Origin of the sequence: Erwinia sp. MYb416 (assembly GCF_037479575.1) — a bacterium.
Taxonomy (GTDB): domain Bacteria; phylum Pseudomonadota; class Gammaproteobacteria; order Enterobacterales; family Enterobacteriaceae; genus Erwinia; species Erwinia rhapontici.
The window spans coordinates 1373775-1391034 of record NZ_JBBGYT010000438.1 but is presented as its reverse complement, the minus strand read 5'-3'; the positions used below and the strand labels follow the sequence as shown (position 1 = coordinate 1391034).

General features: G+C 48.7%; 15 protein-coding genes and 2 pseudogenes. 12 read left to right on the top strand and 5 right to left on the bottom strand.

The window, feature by feature from the left end; all coding sequences use genetic code 11:
* Nucleotides 1-990 (top strand): GGDEF domain-containing protein, encoded by a 990-nt coding sequence (locus tag WH277_RS16050; protein WP_339505948.1) that lies wholly within the window; start codon nt 1-3, stop codon nt 988-990.
* Here WH277_RS16050 and ychH read toward each other — a convergent pair.
* Entirely contained in the window at nt 985-1296 is a 312-nt protein-coding gene (gene ychH / locus WH277_RS16045) for a stress-induced protein YchH (RefSeq protein WP_339505947.1), read from the bottom strand. The genes WH277_RS16050 and ychH overlap by 6 nt on opposite strands.
* 129 nt (nt 1297-1425) lie before the next feature.
* Between ychH and pth the strand changes: the two genes are divergently transcribed.
* Nucleotides 1426-1953: an aminoacyl-tRNA hydrolase gene (pth, locus tag WH277_RS16040; protein WP_339505946.1), complete on the top strand. Its 528-nt coding sequence runs from the start codon at nt 1426-1428 to the stop codon at nt 1951-1953.
* A gap of 48 nt (nt 1954-2001) precedes the next feature.
* Here pth and WH277_RS16035 read toward each other — a convergent pair whose 3' ends face one another.
* Both WH277_RS16035 and WH277_RS16030 read right to left on the bottom strand, forming a co-directional pair.
* Complete coding sequence (locus tag WH277_RS16035) at nt 2002-2682, bottom strand: EAL domain-containing protein (protein WP_133845434.1); 681 nt, start codon at nt 2680-2682, stop codon at nt 2002-2004.
* Between the two features lie 137 nt (nt 2683-2819).
* The gene (locus tag WH277_RS16030; RefSeq protein WP_159337253.1) at nt 2820-4301 is read right to left on the bottom strand and encodes a SulP family inorganic anion transporter; all 1482 of its coding nucleotides are present in this window, start codon (nt 4299-4301) and stop codon (nt 2820-2822) included.
* 351 nt (nt 4302-4652) lie between these two features.
* Between WH277_RS16030 and ychF the strand changes: the two genes are divergently transcribed.
* Nucleotides 4653-5744, top strand: coding sequence for a redox-regulated ATPase YchF (gene ychF, locus WH277_RS16025; RefSeq protein WP_133845438.1), 1092 nt, complete (start codon nt 4653-4655; stop codon nt 5742-5744).
* Between the two features lie 335 nt (nt 5745-6079).
* Here ychF and WH277_RS16020 read toward each other — a convergent pair.
* Both WH277_RS16020 and WH277_RS16015 read right to left on the bottom strand, forming a co-directional pair.
* Nucleotides 6080-6340: pseudogene (locus WH277_RS16020) on the bottom strand (hypothetical protein); the annotation flags it as partial.
* Nucleotides 6341-6522: 182 nt separating this feature from the next.
* Nucleotides 6523-6987 (bottom strand): hypothetical protein, encoded by a 465-nt coding sequence (locus WH277_RS16015; RefSeq protein ID WP_339505945.1) that lies wholly within the window; start codon nt 6985-6987, stop codon nt 6523-6525.
* 387 nt (nt 6988-7374) lie between these two features.
* Here WH277_RS16015 and WH277_RS16010 point away from each other — a divergent pair, with 387 nt between their 5' ends.
* From WH277_RS16010 to WH277_RS15970, 9 genes and pseudogenes are all read left to right on the top strand, one after another.
* Nucleotides 7375-7755 carry a hypothetical protein gene (locus WH277_RS16010; RefSeq protein WP_339505944.1) on the top strand — a complete coding sequence of 127 codons (381 nt, stop codon included), beginning with the start codon at nt 7375-7377 and terminating at the stop codon, nt 7753-7755.
* Between the two features lie 854 nt (nt 7756-8609).
* Entirely contained in the window at nt 8610-10277 is a 1668-nt protein-coding gene (locus tag WH277_RS16005) for a phage tail protein (RefSeq protein WP_339505943.1), read from the top strand.
* A 77-nt stretch (nt 10278-10354) separates the two neighbouring features.
* The gene (locus WH277_RS16000; protein WP_171148647.1) at nt 10355-10525 is read left to right on the top strand and encodes a hypothetical protein; all 171 of its coding nucleotides are present in this window, start codon (nt 10355-10357) and stop codon (nt 10523-10525) included.
* A gap of 25 nt (nt 10526-10550) precedes the next feature.
* On the top strand, nt 10551-11204 hold the full coding sequence (locus tag WH277_RS15995; RefSeq protein WP_339505942.1) for a CIS tube protein: 654 nt from the start codon (nt 10551-10553) through the stop codon (nt 11202-11204).
* Between the two features lie 14 nt (nt 11205-11218).
* Nucleotides 11219-13051 (top strand): type VI secretion system tip protein VgrG, encoded by a 1833-nt coding sequence (gene vgrG / locus WH277_RS15990; RefSeq protein WP_339505941.1) that lies wholly within the window; start codon nt 11219-11221, stop codon nt 13049-13051.
* Nucleotides 12991-13131, top strand: a pseudogene (locus WH277_RS15985) (PAAR domain-containing protein); the annotation flags it as partial. The gene vgrG and the pseudogene WH277_RS15985, both read left to right, overlap by 61 nt.
* 50 nt (nt 13132-13181) lie before the next feature.
* Nucleotides 13182-13481, top strand: coding sequence for a GPW/gp25 family protein (locus WH277_RS15980; protein WP_339505940.1), 300 nt, complete (start codon nt 13182-13184; stop codon nt 13479-13481).
* A complete protein-coding gene (locus WH277_RS15975; protein ID WP_339505939.1) occupies nt 13481-14560 on the top strand; it encodes a hypothetical protein in 1080 nt (359 codons plus the stop codon). The genes WH277_RS15980 and WH277_RS15975 overlap by 1 nt, the downstream gene beginning before the upstream one ends.
* 125 nt (nt 14561-14685) lie before the next feature.
* Nucleotides 14686-17178 carry a hypothetical protein gene (locus WH277_RS15970; protein ID WP_339505938.1) on the top strand — a complete coding sequence of 831 codons (2493 nt, stop codon included), beginning with the start codon at nt 14686-14688 and terminating at the stop codon, nt 17176-17178.
* Nucleotides 17179-17260 lie beyond the last annotated feature (82 nt).

The window sequence follows — 17260 nt, the reverse complement described above, 5'->3', positions numbered from 1 at the left end:
ATGGTACTCGATGTTTATACGCTGTTTGTCTGTGAACTCTATGTGCTGGCTTTTCTCAGCATTATCATGGTGTTCGCGTGGCGCGGAGCGCAGTACAGCAGAGTACTGGGGTTTAACTGTCTCTCTTTGTTGTTGAGCATTGTCGCTGTCGGCCTCAGCAGCCTGCGTAGCTCAGGCTTTATGTTTCTGCCGATAGTGGTGGGCAACCTGCTTGTCCTGTGCGCGTACGGCCTGCAACTGAATGCATTCCGTGCGCTGCGCGGGGCGCGGAGCGGCTGGCTGTGGCTGCCCGGGATGGTGGCATGGGCGGTACTCTGCCTGTTCCCCTCTTTCTACACCTCGCTACCCATGCGGATCCTGGCCAGCAGCCTGCTGTGCATTATTTATACCTCGGCGATGTTGTATGAACTGCATCGTTCACGCACCCTGCTTCCGGTAACCTGGTGGCCCGCCCAGCTGCTGCTGGGTATCCACCTTGGCTTTAATATCCTGCGGGTGTTACTGGACGGCGGGATCCCTAACCCGGTACATGGTGCCATCGGTGGCTCAACCTTCTCGGTGTATGTCATTCTGGAGTCGATCCTGGTGGTCATTGGCCTGAGCTTTACCATGATGGCGATGGTGAATGAACGTACGCAGATTATCTACCGCCAGGCGTCACTGCTCGACCCGTTAACCGGAGTCTGGAATCGCCGCGCACTGTTTGAAAAACTGACCGCCAGCTGGAGTTGCAGCCAGCAGCCCTTATCGGTGATGCTGTTTGACCTCGACCACTTTAAATCGATTAACGATCGCTATGGTCATTCGCAGGGTGACCGGGTGCTGACCGATTTTTGCCAACAGGTGGCGCACCAGTTACCCGCGAAGCTATTTTGCGCGTCTGGCGGGAAGATTTGCCGCCGTGTATGTGCGCAGAAGGGAATGTGTGGAGGTAGCCGAACGTATCCGCAAAGTAGTGGAGCGATCTTGCCCCGAGAACGTGAGCTATAGTGTCAGCATTGGCGTGGCAAGCTGCCAGCCAGACCGTGATGCTATCGACAGCTTGATGGCGGCGGCAGATGATGCGCGCACCCAGTAATAGCGATCGGCAATTTTCTCACGCCCGCTGATTCTCGCCCCCGCCAGCCACAGCAACGCACCGATAAAGATACTGCCGAGTGCACCATGCACCATAAACTGCGGTAAGTGGAACTGCGGTATTTGATTCACCACTGAGTAACCTACCCCGCCAATCATCACCACCAGGCCCAGCACCATCAGGGTGTTACCCAGTACATGTGTATGTTTACGTTTCATTGCGCACCTCCAGTCAGTGTAAAAAGGCAAACTCCGTTGCCAGATGCGATCAGTCTAGGCAATCTTTAACTGCTCTGATGTCACCCCGCACGTTTCAGGAAAATCTACTCGTGAGCAGCATCAAACTGATTGTTGGATGCCGGTGCCTGGTATGTTGACTTGCTGGCTGAACGCCATAATCAGTCGTTAAAAGAAGAGAGCAAATTTTACGGGTATACCGCGCGCCTCAATATTGGTGGCGAAGATGTGCGGTTGCTGGTCCCCACCACGTTTATGAACCTCAGTGGGAAAGCCGTAGCGGCTATGGCCACTTTTTATCGCATTGCCCCTGAAGAAATTCTGGTGGCGCATGACGAGCTCGACCTGCTTCCTGGCGTGGCGAAGTTTAAACAGGGAGGGGGGCACGGAGGGCATAACGGTTTGAAAGATATTATTAGCAAACTGGGTAACAACCTGGACTTCCATCGTCTGCGCATTGGCATTGGTCATCCGGGCGACCGTAACAAAGTGGTAGGATTTGTCTTGGGCAAACCCCAGGCTGCGGAACAGACCCTGATTGATAACGCTATCGATGAAGCCGCGCGTTGTACTGAGGTATGGTTAAAAGAAGACAAACTGAAGGCCATGAACCGTTTGCACAGCTACAAAGCCGTCTGATCCGTTGCTATTGATTGAGCCATCGCTGGGGTCTTTGCCACAGCGAGGCTACAGATTTTCACAGCGCTGACAGTCACTGTGCTCCAGATTTTCCAGTGTCAGTGCCGGGCTGAAATAACCCTGCACGCCCCAGATTTTGCTGTTACGCAATGTCTCCAGTTGCCCATCTCCGGCCACGCCTTCAACAATCACCCGATTGGTGTACTGACGAATATGGTTAATCAGTACGGTAAAAAACGGTTTATCGACGTTTTCGAGATAAAACTGCCGATCAAGTTTCACCGCTTCAAACATGTTCGACTGCAGTGCGTTGAGATTGGCATCGCCTGCGCCCAGATCATCAAGCCAGATAATATTCAGTTGCTCAATCAAGGTCCGCAACAGCGGATTATTCATGCCATCATGCAGATTGGGAAAATCTTCCGACAGTTTCAGCCGCACAAAAGGCAGCTGGCTGAGGATTTGCTGAATAAACGATGACTCGGTGACGGCACGCGCCAGTTGAAAATCAATGGCGACACTACACAGCAAGCCGTGCTGACGAAAATAGTCCGCATACTCTTCAACGATCAGCAACTGATTTAACAACCGCTCCTGTGGCGACAGAGACGTAAGAACAGCCCCTGACAGGCCGGTGACGGCCTGGGGCTGCGGCCGGTAGCTCAGATCGATAGCGATCAACTCACCGGTAAGCGTATGAACAGGAGTACAAAAAAAATCGTTTTTCATGCCGTCGGGCCAGTTAACGGGCATCCTGCCAGTGAATACAATCGCCGCACAGATAAACTATAGAAGTAAATTCTGTATTCGCCGTCGCAGAACGACGATTTTTAGGTTATCGGCAGGACCAGCGCCAGCTTTATGGTTCAGACATCATTGCTAGCAACTTTATAATCGGGATCATCAAGTTCATGGCTGCAAAACGGCCCGGCCTGTTGCAGTAAACTGATACAATCCTCACTAAGATGACGCAGACGCAGGCTTTTTCCCGCTTCAAGATAGCGTGCCGTTAATTTATCGATCGCCTCCACGCCGCTGGAATCCATGACCCGAGTGCGAGCAAAATCAATCACCACATGATCCGGGTCCTGCTCCGGGTGGAAAAGCTCCTGGAAACTGGCCGTTGAGCCAAAGAACAGCGGCCCTTCAAGCTGATAGGTTTTCTGCCCTTCCTCCTCAGACTGCGCCAGAATACTGATGCGCGCGTGCTGCCAGGCGAAAACCAGCGCAGAGATAATCACCCCGCAGATCACCGCCATCGCCAGATCGGTAAAAATGGTCACCAGCGTCACCGCCACCATGATCACCGCATCCGCTTTCGGCATCCGCTTCAGACGACGCAGCGAGCTCCACTCAAAGGTGTTGATGCAGACGACAAACATGATCCCGGCCAGCGCAGCAACCGGCAGTAAGGCAATATATTGTGACAGGCTAACGACAAACAGGATCAGCAGCACCGCCCCGACCAGATTTGAAATGCGCCCGCGCCCACCTGAGGTAAAGTTGATAATCGACTGGCCGATCATCGCACACCCGGCAAAGCTGCCAAAGAAGCCGCAGATCGTGTTACCAATACCCTGGGCTACGCATTCCTGATTTCCCGCGCCCTTCTTACTGCCCATTTCATCCAGCACGGCCAGCGTTAACAACGACTCAATCAGCCCGACCAGTGCAATCACCACGGCGTAAGGCAGCACGATTTTCAGGGTTTCCCAGCTCAGAGGCGCGGTGGGCAGATGGAACGAGGGTAGCGTGCCGGAAATATCCGCCAGATCACCCACGCGTTTGGTGTCCAGCCCCAGACCAATTGCCAGTGCACTGATGGCAATTAAGGCGGCCAGCGAGCCGGGGATCGCTTTTGTCAGTTTTGGGAACCACCAGACGATCAGCATTGCCAGCGCCACCAGGGCATACATCACCGGCCCCTGCCCTTTGATCATCGGGAACTGCGCCAGCATGATGACAATCGCCAGCCCGTTCACAAAGCCGTAGATCGCCGGTTGTGGCACCAGACGGATAAACTTGCCCAGCCGCAAGACGCCAATCGACAGCTGAATCAGCCCGGCGAGAATGGTCGCCAGCAGAACATATTCGTAGCCGTGCTGAGTAATCAGGCTGATCAGCACCACAATAATCGACCCGGCTGCACCCGAGATCATCCCCGGTTTACCTCCGAAAAAGGCCGTCACCAGCCCGAGAATAAAAGCGGTATGTAAGCCGATGGTCGGTGACAGGCCCGCCAGCAGAGAAAATGCGGTCGCTTCGGGGATCAGCGCGACAGACACCACAGCACCGGCCAGTACGTCATTTTTGACGTCACTCGCCCTGAAATTGCTCAGGTTAAACATGGTCTTTCCATTATTTTAATGTGATCGTTTTTCTGCGCCCCGGCGTTCGGGCACAGCTGGCTCGTCAGAGTGACGAGTGGCGGCAACAGGCATTGCGCTGGCGGGGGACTCTTAAGGTGGCGTAAGCAGGAAGCGATGCATCTGCGTGGTTCTCCGGTTTCTGTAAAGACACGTCAGTATGAAAAAATGTGAGTTCGATCTCAAGAGATAACTTCACCCGTGCCTGAGAAATCACCCGCCTCCGGGCGGTAATTACGTGTATAATGCGCGGAAACTTTTAAGACAACCGTCTGTGACACTATCAGGGCACGTAAAAGTGCGTTGATTATCAAGCTATTAAGGTGATTCAACATGGGATTCAAATGCGGTATTGTGGGCCTGCCTAACGTCGGGAAATCCACGCTGTTCAATGCGTTAACCAAAGCGGGCATCGAAGCTGCGAACTTCCCGTTCTGTACCATTGAGCCAAATACCGGCGTCGTGCCGATGCCTGATTCACGTCTGGACCAGCTGGCTGAGATCGTCAAGCCACAGCGCATTCTGCCAACCACGATGGAATTCGTTGATATCGCCGGTCTGGTAAAAGGCGCGTCCAAAGGTGAAGGCCTGGGTAACCAGTTCCTGACCAACATCCGTGAAACTGAAGCTATCGGCCACGTGGTGCGCTGCTTCGAGAACGACAATATTATCCACGTGAATAATAAAGTGGATCCGGCTGACGACATCGACACCATTAATACCGAGCTGGCGCTGTCCGACCTGGACACCTGTGAGCGTGCGTTGCAGCGCGTGCAGAAGAAAGCCAAAGGTGGCGATAAAGACGCGAAAGCAGAACAGATTGCACTGGAGAAGTGCCTGCCGCATCTGGAAAAAGCCGGGATGCTGCGTGCGCTGGATCTGAACGACGATGATAAAGCCGCCATTCGCTACCTGAGCTTCCTGACCCTGAAGCCCACCATGTACATTGCTAACGTGAACGAAGACGGTTTTGAAAATAACCCGTACCTCGATATCGTGCGTGCGATTGCTGAGAAAGAAGGCTCTGTTGTTGTGCCAGTGTGTGCTGCCGTAGAGTCCGACATTGCTGAGCTGGAAGATGGTGACCGCGAAGAGTTTATGGCCGAGCTGGGTATTGAAGAGCCGGGTCTGAACCGTGTGATCCGCGCCGGTTATGCCCTGCTGAACCTGCAAACCTACTTCACCGCGGGCGTGAAAGAAGTGCGTGCATGGACTATCCCGGTGGGCGCAACGGCTCCGCAGGCTGCCGGTAAAATCCACACCGACTTCGAGAAAGGCTTTATCCGTGCTCAGACCATCGCCTTTGATGACTTCATCACCTATAAGGGTGAACAAGGCGCGAAAGAAGCCGGTAAAATGCGTTCAGAAGGGAAAGACTACATCGTGAAAGATGGCGATGTGATGAACTTCCTGTTTAACGTGTAAATCTCTTCTGTTGTCTGAGTGCATCTGCGGATGATGTAACAGATCAACGGCAATACATAAAACCCACGCTTCTGCGTGGGTTTTTTATTAAAAAGCTTGGGTCTGTCGGTGCGTAATCCGGCGCTGCTGGCGACGCCAGAAGCACTTAACCAGAGCTGATCCATCGACTTTATGCACAAGTGGCAAGCGCTTTCGAACCTTCAAAGTGGAATTTAAACAGGTGTGCTTACATTCCCAGACTGAAATGAACTGCGCTGAGTTCAAATGTAAGCACCTAAGTTTGAGTTTTTCATAAAATCACCCTGCCCGACAAACTTGCAGGGTGATTGAAGTCACTATAGTTGGTTTAGAGGGTAAGAATTAGAGGTGCTTGAACCGTCGCTGTATACCTCGGTGATGATGATTTTTTCACCATTTACGGCATATTTTACAGTGCTATCTGCCGGATTATCTCTCCAGCGTCCGGAATTGTCTGGGTTGTCAGATGCCCATATGACTTGATCGCCGATGAGTTTGCATTTAATGGCCCACCGAGTGCTATCACTCTGTCTGATATAATGTACGTAGGCTATGCCTGACTCCACTTTATACAATTCACTGGCTGAGACACCAATTAATATTCCCAGGACTTGCGAAGCCGCAACGAAATTTGCCAACAATTTATGGCTATGATTCTGATTTTTGATGAAGTTAACTGTACGGCGTTCTGACATAATCAGCGCTGAAAGTTGCTGATCAGGATCCTGATAAAAATCGTACGTTTCAGCAAATTCTTCCATCAAGAAATCGAGATAATATTCCCTGCATTGAGCAAATCGTCTAATTGCACACCCATATGTATAATTTTTGTCCGCAATCCATCGTTTGCTGTTCCTCCTGTATATGAACGGAACTCCGTTTCCAGTCGAGTTTCATCGTAACTATTGCGAGCCAAATGCTGAGTTATCTGAGCCCTAACCTTTTGAAATTTTTCGTAATCATATGGAAATGCTATAAACTCGAAAATACGCATGAATTCAATAAACTTTTCCGTCGGACCAGGACTTTCCAGCGCAGAAGAATATAAACGCATCGCATGCAAAGCTATATTCCCGGTTTCATCAATATCTGGTTTGTAGACCGAGAACTGATCAAAAACAGAAGTAGATAAAAGCTCAATGCCGTGAGAAACATTTAATACATTGCCGTAAATGTCTGCTGAAGCAATTCTTGATAACCCACCAAACACATCGGTAACTAACACTACGGTGTCCCCACTCTCAAGCTGCCCCACTCTTCCTGACGAATAAAATCCACTACGGGCCTGGCTTTTTGAATGGCTTTACGTAATATTTCCGTGTTAGCCCCTTCGTTATATAATTCATGTTCTCCGAAATAAAACAACACATCACCCACAGTCTTTTCGTTTCAATCTGCAGCAGTCCGCCAATGGGTTTAGACGCACCGGATAAATGAGACTGGTCTGTGGATACAGTTGACATCACAATCTACCAACAAATTACCCCTTCAATGTATTGCTTTTGATTTTTCCCGGGCGTCAGAACACGTTTTTTCTCCCCTCTTATTATGCGCTATAGCTATGAAATCCCAGTTCGGATCGCCATTGTCTATTCTTGATCAGGAACATCTCATGCTGGATCTATGCTTAGATTACTTAAAAGAAAGGATGAACCAATCCGTTAAACACGTTTTTGATTTAGCCGAGGACCTGGTGATGGTAATTTTTGTTAGCAATATTGAAAAAGATGGTTTTTCAAAAAATTACCGACCAGAGTTCAGCCACACCAGTAATAGAAAATCGATATCATCGCAGCCGCTGCATGAATATTACAATGCAAACAGCGAGGAATTAGCCCCCTTTGATCTCATCCCCGACCGGGAAACAGCATGCTTACTCAGGCAATACCGCATTCTGCTGAAATCTGCGCGGGGATTTACACAACTGATTGCCGATGCTGAACAGTTTAGCGCATACTCACCATCACGCTGCCAAAGCAGCACCTCACCTTAGAGAAAAAGTCCATCACGGTTCGGTTCAACGCCATCCCGGTCTATTGGAAATATTATCTATTTTCGTTAAGTAGTAAAAAAAGCCTCAATATTTCTCCCTTGTTCACTGAGCAGCAGCAGGAACAGATCGCCAATAAAACCGCAAGGGTTTTTCTATCCAACAATCAAATACCCTTAAGGAAAGTATATACAGAATATTTCTCACTGTCAGATGATAAGAACGTTATTATTAAATCCCTTCCCCTGCCTGCGCCAGATAATATCTCAACATTTATTGCCGGAGAGATAAAAAACGCTATTGCTCATATCTACGTTAACTAACAGCGGCTGAGCCGGGATACGTATCAATGGGGGAGAATCATGAAGTGCTATGCACCTGCAGTGTTAAAAAAATGTAATCACCTTCTTAGTAATGCAGGCTGATGCTTAAGTGACTTAGGAATACCAGGCCAGAAAAAACTCAGTGATACCGGGTTATCGGTATCAGGATAAGCGCGGTACAGCCTGTTTGATTGCGTCACTTTCGCTAGCCGTAGTTAGTACATGATACAATCCCTCGCCGCCGCAATCTTATTTTTTTTCATTAATTTCAATTAATTAACAACAAACCCATCCAACACTCACGTCAGAACAGGTCCCGTACTGCGCAATGCCTGCATGGGTAAAAATGAAAAAATGTGGTTGGGATTTCTTTACATCAACATCAACAGTTGACAGAAAACACAGAAAACGTTATACCAGATACATCAATATATTTAATCAGATAGTTCTTATTGAATGCCTTTCTTAACAACGTTTTTTCCTGTGTGTTAACAGTTGGCATGATTGCAAATCAACGACATGAAGGTCCAAACTATGGGCGTAATGAAAACACCAGGCGTATATATTGTTGAGCAGAATGCATTCCCGAACTCTGTTGTTGAAGTTGCCACTGCGGTTCCCGCGTTTATTGGATATACGGAGAAAGCGGACAATGGCGGCAAATCCCTAAGCAACCAAGGATGGCGTATTACGTCCATGTCGGAATATCGTCAGTATTTTGGCGGGGAACCTCAGCACTTATTTGAAATATCCGAAGTCAGCAAAACTCCCGATGCTAATACCCGAGAAGCATTCAAGCAGTCAGGAAAAACCTACCAGATAACGCAATCAAACACCCGCCATCATCTTTACTACAGCATGCTATTTTTCTTTCAAAATGGTGGCGGCCCTTGTTATATCGTTTCTGTAGGTAATTATGCCGACGATATCGATGCCGGGGCATTAAAGGGGGGGATTACGCCGCTAATTAAAGAAGCTGAACCCACCATGCTGCTCATCCCTGAAGCAATACAACTGGCAGAAGACGACTGTATTAACGTCGAACAGGCCATGCTGGGCCATTGCGGCGGCAAGATGAAAAACCGTATTGCTATCTTAGATATCTGGAACGGCTACAAAGACCGTCAGCATCCTGATGGTGACTGTATTGAAAACTTCCGTTCTAAACTGGGTACTAATTATCTCGATTACTCTTCCGCCTATTACCCGTGGCTGAACACCTCAATCGTGCAGGACAGCGACGTCAGTTTCCTCAACATCAGCAATGTCGATAAGCTGGCAGAACTGCTGAATGGCGAAGTCGCAGCGGTATTCAGTGACTTAGAGGGCCTCTCGGAAGAAGAACTCAGTACGGGCGGCAACAAGCTGAGAGCAACGCGCAAACAGGCCATGCTTGATGAAATTGCTAAATTAAGCAGCGAGATAGCACGGCCTGATGCAGTGCTGCTGCATAAAATCCTTTCGAATATGAGTTCGCTATACCAAACCATTATGGCGGACATCAAATTACAGCAAAATATCTTGCCACCCTCTGCGGCGATGGCCGGTATTTATACCATGGTCGACAACTCGCGCGGCGTATGGAAAGCCCCTGCTAACGTCAGCGTCAATGCGGTGATCTCTCCCACCGTTAATATCAGCGATGATGAACAGGAAGATTTAAACGTCACAACCCAGGGTAAATCGATCAACGCTATCCGGCCATTTATCGGTGAAGGCACATTAGTCTGGGGGGCCAGAACGCTTGATGGTAATAGCTTAGACTGGCGATATATCAACGTCAGACGCACGATGATTATGCTACAGGAGTCAATTAAGCTGGCGTCCAAAGCCTATGTCTTTGAGCCGAATGTCGCCAACACCTGGGTTTCTATGGAAAGCATGCTGGGTAACTTCCTCTACGGTATCTGGAAACGAGGCGGATTAGCCGGTTCCACGCCGATCGAAGCTTACAATGTCAGCGTTGGTCTGGGTAAAACGATGACCGGTAATGATATTCTGGAAGGAATTCTGCGTATTACCGTGTTGGTCGCTATGGTTCGGCCAGCTGAGTTTATCGAAATCACCTTCCCCGTAATGAGCTGGAAGCTAAAAAATGCCTGGCCCACCAAAGTTACCGGCACCGATTTAAAGTCGGACAGTAATGAAGTGGCGGTTGAAACCATTGAACTTGCCCATGAAGGTTTAGAAATCTCCGTCTGATTTCGTTCATTGAGCAACAACATAGCCATTGAAGAAATAGAAATTTGTTTTAATCATTTAAAAAGGAACTTATAACCGTGCCAGTAGAAATAAAGCAACTTGTGATTAAATCAAAAACAATCAATGACGATACTAAAAAAGCGTCTTTCGACTCTGAGCGGTCAAACTATGATGCTGAAGAAGACCTGCCGGAAAAAAAGCTGCCCTATCACTTTATGACGTCGCCTGATACCACAAGAGAAAGATAAGTGATTTCAATAAAGGGAGTGCGGCATGGAAAAAATCACAATAAAGTCAGTGACGTCTAAGGGTAATGTCGCACAAACTTTTTCGGCAACGTTAAATCCTAACAGCATTAAGCATAATTTTGGTATTACCTACACCAATAGAGGTCCGCAGCAGCAGGGTGATATCTCGCCTACTACAACGTTTAAAGGCTATGAGACCGAAAAGCTGGACTTCGAACTTCTGCTCGATGGAACCGGAGTAACGGGCAACACAAGCACAAACACCGTGCAGAAGCAGCTTGCCACGCTTAAAAAAGTGACCTACGCCTACAATGGTGAGCAGCATGAACCCTACCCGGTAGTGATATCATGGGGTTCATCGGTAAGCTTCCGGGGTCGCGTAACCTCTATCAGCATCAATTACTCTCTCTTTGATTCCTCTGGCAATCCATTGCGTGCGACGGTATCGCTTAGTTTTGCAAAGTACTTAACTCAGCAAGAAAAAAGTGCGTTAAAAAAGCAGTCCTCTCCTGACTTAACCCACATCATTGAATTTAAAGCGGGAGACACCCTCCCGATGCTATGTCATAAACTCTATAACGACAGCAGTTATTATGTTGAGGTTGCCCGTGCAAATAATTTAATCAGTGCAAGACAGATAAAACCCGGAACAAAAATTTACTTCCCCCCTTTAACGTAGACATCGGGTTAATTATGGCCACATCACCATTAAGCAATGACAGCACTGGCGTAATCTCCTACACCATTAAAATTGGTGGCAAAGCGATTGACAGTTCCATTGGCGTTATCGCCATCCATGTTCATTACCACATCAATCATATTGCGACAGCAGAGATCACCATTAGCGATGGTGATATGCCCTCCCAACGTTTTGATGTTAGCGATGCCGATACGTTTAAACCAGGATCAGTCATTTCTATTTCTGCTGGCTATGCAAGTGATGAAACGACTATTTTCGACGGCATTATTATCAGTCATGGCATAGAAATCACGGCGAATAACAGCTCATTCCTCAATATTGTATGTAAAGATCAGGCCATTGCGATGACTATCGCTAAGCACAGCCAATGTTTCCTCGCTCAATCTGACAGTAAAATCATGAGCAGTCTGATCGCAAAATACCCCAATGTCTCCGGCTCCGTCGGCAGCATTGCCGACCCCTACCCTGAACTTGTCCAGTTCAACAGCACTGACTGGGATTTTATCCTCGCACGCGCTGAAGCAAATGGTTTTGTGATCACCAACCAGTCCAATAAGGTCACCGTTGATAAACCGGCAATCAGCGGCGCGGCGGCCCTCGTTGTAACCTATGGAACGGATTTAATGTCGTTCTCGGCAAAAGTGGATGCGCGAAACCAGCTCAGTTCGGTCACCGCTACCGCCTGGGATTCGACTACGCAAAACATGCTGACAGGCTCCGGTTCAGCTCAGTCCATCTCAGGGCAAGGCAATTTCACCAGCGCAGATTTAGCCAAGGTATTTGGCATTAGTGATTACCAGCTGCAAACCGCCTCCACTATCAGCACGGATTCTCTGACCCGCTGGGCTAATGGTCAGCAGGTTAAAGCCATGCTAAGTAAAGTTCGGGGCAGCGTCACTTTTCAGGGAAACGCCAGCGCCACCATTAACAGCTTACTGGAGCTTGTTGGCGTTGGTGAGCGCTATAACGGTTCACATTATGTGGGCGGCATTCATCACAGTATTGAGAAAGGCCAGTGGATTACCACGGCCGAACTGGGGATGTCGCCGATGTGGTCGGCGGATCATCGTGATATTGGTGCGCCACCGGCTTCAGGGTACTTACCGCCCGTCGATGGACTGCAAATCGGCGTCGTGGTCAAATTAGATGGCGATCCGGATTCAAATTATCGCATCCAGATAAAACTCCCGACGCTGAACAGTGAATCTAATTTAATCTGGGCGCGATTAGCCACTTTTTATGCATCATCAGGTTTCGGGAATTTTTTCATTCCTGAAGTCGGTGATGAGGTGATTGTGGGCTGTATAAATCAGGATCCCAGCAATCCCATTATTCTTGGTTCACTGTATAGCAGTAAAAATAAAATGCCTGAAGAGATTACGTCAGATAACCATATCAAAACCATCGTCACCAAAAGTAAGATGAAAATCATCTTTGACGATGAAAATAGCATCATGACGTTAAAAACACCCAACGGAAATTCCATTGAGATTAGCGACAAAGGAAAATCCATCACCCTGACCGACCAAAACAGCAATACGATAAATATGGGTGAAAACGGCATTGCGATAAGCAGTAATAAAGACATCACTCTCTCAGCGAAAGGAACGATAAATATCAACTCTACGGGTGATACAACCGTTAAGGCCACTGGCGACGCTAAAATTTCCGCTCTAAATATTTCAGCCCAAGCTAATACCGGATTAACGCTGAAAGGAAATGCAACTGCTGAACTTTCCTGTTCAGGAATGACGACGACTTACAAATGTGTCCGATGGCAACCCCGGCGCTCCCTCCAATTCCTCATGTTGGCGGGCCCATCATAGGACCGGGTGTACCAACGGTCTTAATTGGATCGTTACCCGCCGCAGTCATGGGGGATAGCTGCACCTGCGTTGGGCCGCCATCAAACAGAGCTTAACCATTCTCCTCTCCACGACCCCTGGGGAGCGCCTGATGACGCCTGATTTCGGCTGCCGGATTAATCAGTTTGTCTTTGAAGAACTCACGCAGACGGTATTAACTCAGCTCACTTCTGAAATTCGCCATGCCATTTTATTTTTCGAATCGCGCATCAATGTCGAGGATATTTATTTTTTACCCGATCCCCTCTCGGGAAAATTGATTATTCAAATTGACTACAGCGTTATCACCACTAATACCCGTAGTAATATGGTTTATCCCTTCTATTTAAACGAAGGCACCTTGATATCACAGAAACTCCTCCCGTTACCTGACGAGTGGGATATCACATAATGACCTCACGGCAACAGCGGCAGGATGAGGCGATAAATTCATCCATCGTTCACCCACACGAGCTGAGCTTCGAGCAGTTGGTGGTCTGGGCACAACAATTTGCCCAACAGTTACCTTTCAGAAACCTGCAGGATCAGGCTGACGGTCACTGGGGAAGTTTATTTCAAAAAAGTGAAGTCGTGGTGTGTGCCACGATTGCCACCTGTGATACCAAACATATTCAGGCACAATTTAAGCAAGCCCAGGAACAGGGTGAAAATGTGACCGTCGACTTTTTACTTATCCTGCTAAAACGGTTGCAGGAGTGGTATCAACACCTTCCAGGCACCCCGGAAAGCGCTTACCAGTTTAAATACTACCTGCTGCATGAATATCAGTATCACCTCTCGTTGCCGCTAAGCCTGGTGATAACCCGCTTACCCGAGCAATTCCTTCATAGCGTACAGTCGCTTGATCCGTTATGGAATCTTGATCAACACACGCTGGATACCGCATCGCCGGTATTACAGCACAGTAGCTTTAGTGAACAAACGCGCCACTGCTTTGCGAAAATCGTTTATGTCATTGAACAGATAAAACAGCAAAGCCAGCAGGTACTGCAGGCCGCGTTAGTACATCAGGAAAATAATCCGCAGCAGGCGCTCTATTTTGCCTTTCTGAAATTGTTTGAACGGGCCCAGCAAAGCCTTAATCAATTCACGGAAAAACATCTGCAATTTTATTACCAGCAGGTTTTGCAACAAGGTAAGAAAGCCACACCAGAGAATTCGGTATACCTGAAGCTCTCATTAAACAATCGAACCCATAATACCCTTCAATTTGAGCGAGATGCCGGGTTCAGCCCTGGCGATGACCCTGACTTTAACCCGATCGTTTATCGTAGCCTTTACCCGATTGAAGTCACGGATGCCGAGGTTTCTCACATCCTCAACCTCACGCTACAGCGCGACCCGCTCGTTTCGCCTGAAAAGGAAACGGGCTTGGTCTGCGGTGTCAGCGGACAGCGCCGGATGATATCGACCAGCGCAGCTGGGGATGATTTCCCGAAAGAGCAGCAATTTACTATAGCAAGCTGGTAGAACCGATCACGCCGGAGCAACTCGGCCAGTTTCGACGTCTCAAACCATCACTGCGTGTTTGGGCAGCCTATAAATTATTTTATCTGCAAATACTGCAGTTTATCGGCTCTACCCCGGATGAAGGGATGCCCTATGGACACCTTCTGTTTCGTGTCATCGGTCAGATCGTCAGCCGACGCTGCCTTTACACAGCGCCATGGTTAACCGAATCAGATATTGCGGCAGTCCTTGCCCGTTTAACACCGATGATTGCGCAAGAGGCAACGGCTTACACCACAATCAAAGAGCTGCTCAGCCACTCCGCTACGGCGGCTTTTTATCAACTGTTCCAGGGCGTTTTCCATATTGAAGCCTCCACTGAAAATGGTTGGGAGGAGCTTGATAACGTGGAACTTTATCCCTGCGCCGCCCATGAGTGCCAAATAGGATTCAAGGTAAAATGTCATGTGGATACCGGCTTTGCGCCCATCATCCCTCGCCATGCGCATCTCCCGCACAGTGCATCGCTAAGGATCACGCTGAAGCGGCAAAGTAACTGCTTCCCGTATGCGATTTTCCGCGATTTTGAATTATCAAAGCTGGCGATGTCGTCGCAGGTGAGCGGCGTAACTCAAATGCAATTATTTAACCCCGAGGGGCAAGTAGACTCCTCACAGCCCTTCTTCATATTTGGCTCTCAGCCTTATCTTGATGCTTATATGGTGATAGCTAACGAAGAGATTGCCCGCAAATCCCTTAACCAATTGTCATTGCACCTTGACTGGGGGAACCTGCCGCGAGGTTCAGATGGCTTCAGGCAGCACTATGCTCACTATCCTTACCGATACACCAATACCAGTTTTAGAATTCACGCAGAAGTGCTCAATAATGGGCAGTGGGTTGAGTTCGGCCCCGCTGATATACCGTTATTTACGCCAGCCAGTGGTGCGCTTCACCATAACAGACACCTTCATTTTCCCAATATGAAAAACGGCTACACGCCAGTGACGCAGCCCTGGCCCAGGGTGCCCCATAGCAACCAGTCTGGCTTACGAAACGGGCTGTTTAAGCTGATGCTCACAGGCCCGGAACCGGCATTTGGTCACAAAGATTATGCCCCTTTACTGAGCGATACCCTGACGTATAACGTGGCCAAAAAGCATAAAAGAACCTTGCCTGATCAGCCCTATACGCCGTTAGTTACCCGTATTGCCATCGACTATTCAGCGGAATCAACCATCGATTTATTAAGTACCGACCGTCATAACCAGAGTGAAATCGTTCACTTGCACCCTTTTGGCGAAAACATCATTTATCCGCCAAAGCAAACTCACCAGCGCCACAGACCGCGATTCTTCCCAAATTACCAAGAGGATAGCCACTGCTTTATCGGTATCACTGCGACGGAACTATCGGGATATTTAAATATTTTCTTTGTATTTGACGGTAACTCCCGACTGCTGATGCCCTACCCGTCTACCGCTTATTGCTGGTATTACCTGGTGTATAATGAATGGCAGGCACTCAACCCGCACCAGATTATTCATGACACAACCCTCAACTTTCTCACGACCGGTATTGTCACCTTAGACCTGCCGGATGAAATCAACACGGACCACACCGTGATGCCTTCGGGCCTGTTTTGGCTGCGCGTGAGTACCAGTAAGGGAATAGACCATTATCCTGACTGTCTGCATGTCGCCACGCATGTCGTAGAAGTCACGGGTAAAGGCGCGCCCCTTGCCGACGATGGCATTACCCCGCGCTCATTTTCTGCATGGCGTAGCACACCACGAAAAGCCAATCTGGCGGCTATCGCACAACTGAATGCGATAATAAAAATCCCCGAAACGGAGAGCGATCGGCACTTTCAGATGCGGGTCAGTGAAAGCCTGCGTCACAAAGGCAAAGCCTTAACCCCGTGGGATTACGAGCATCTTATTCTGGAACACTTCCCGGAAGTGGGTTCCGTACACTGTTTCCCTACCCGCAGCTATTATTCTCATGTCCAGCAGCCCGGCTGTGTATTGGTCATCGTGACCCCGGTCAATACCGATTGCGATCACTCGCTCTGTTCGCCAAAGCAGTTAGATTCGTCATACCTGCTCACTATTCGCCGTTTCCTGCTGGCCGTGTCTCGCCCGCAAGTACAGATAGAAGTCCGTAATCCTGGCTACGAAAAAATCCAGATCAGGTGCAAAGTCACGTTAAAAGACGGTATCAGTCATGGCCCCGCATTACGCCGACTGGAATATGCAGTCAAATCGCAATTATGCCCCTGGGAGCCGGATACCCTGAATACAGGGCTAGGATTCTGCTTATCACTTGAGAAGCTCAGCGCCTTTATTCTCAGGCAAGAAAACGTCGTAAAGGTCAGTGCACTTTCCGCGCTGAAAATCAGTATTGATGAAGATACGGAATACTCGCTCCAGGACAGTGCGGCAACCCATCAAGCCATTCGTGCTGCCTACCCATGGTATTTATTGATTCCTGAAGAACATCAGTACATTCAAATTTCACCCGACAACCTGACCCATCAACCCGTTACCGTTGGTATTGGCGAACTGGTTATCGGGGAACAATTTATTGTCAGCACATCAACATCGTCTGACCCTGAAGGCGCAAAAAATAATGGCTAAACGTAACCGAAGCACGCTTAAGAATTATTTTCGTCATGGGACCATGCCATCAGCCGAACATTTTTCAGACCTGATTGAGTAC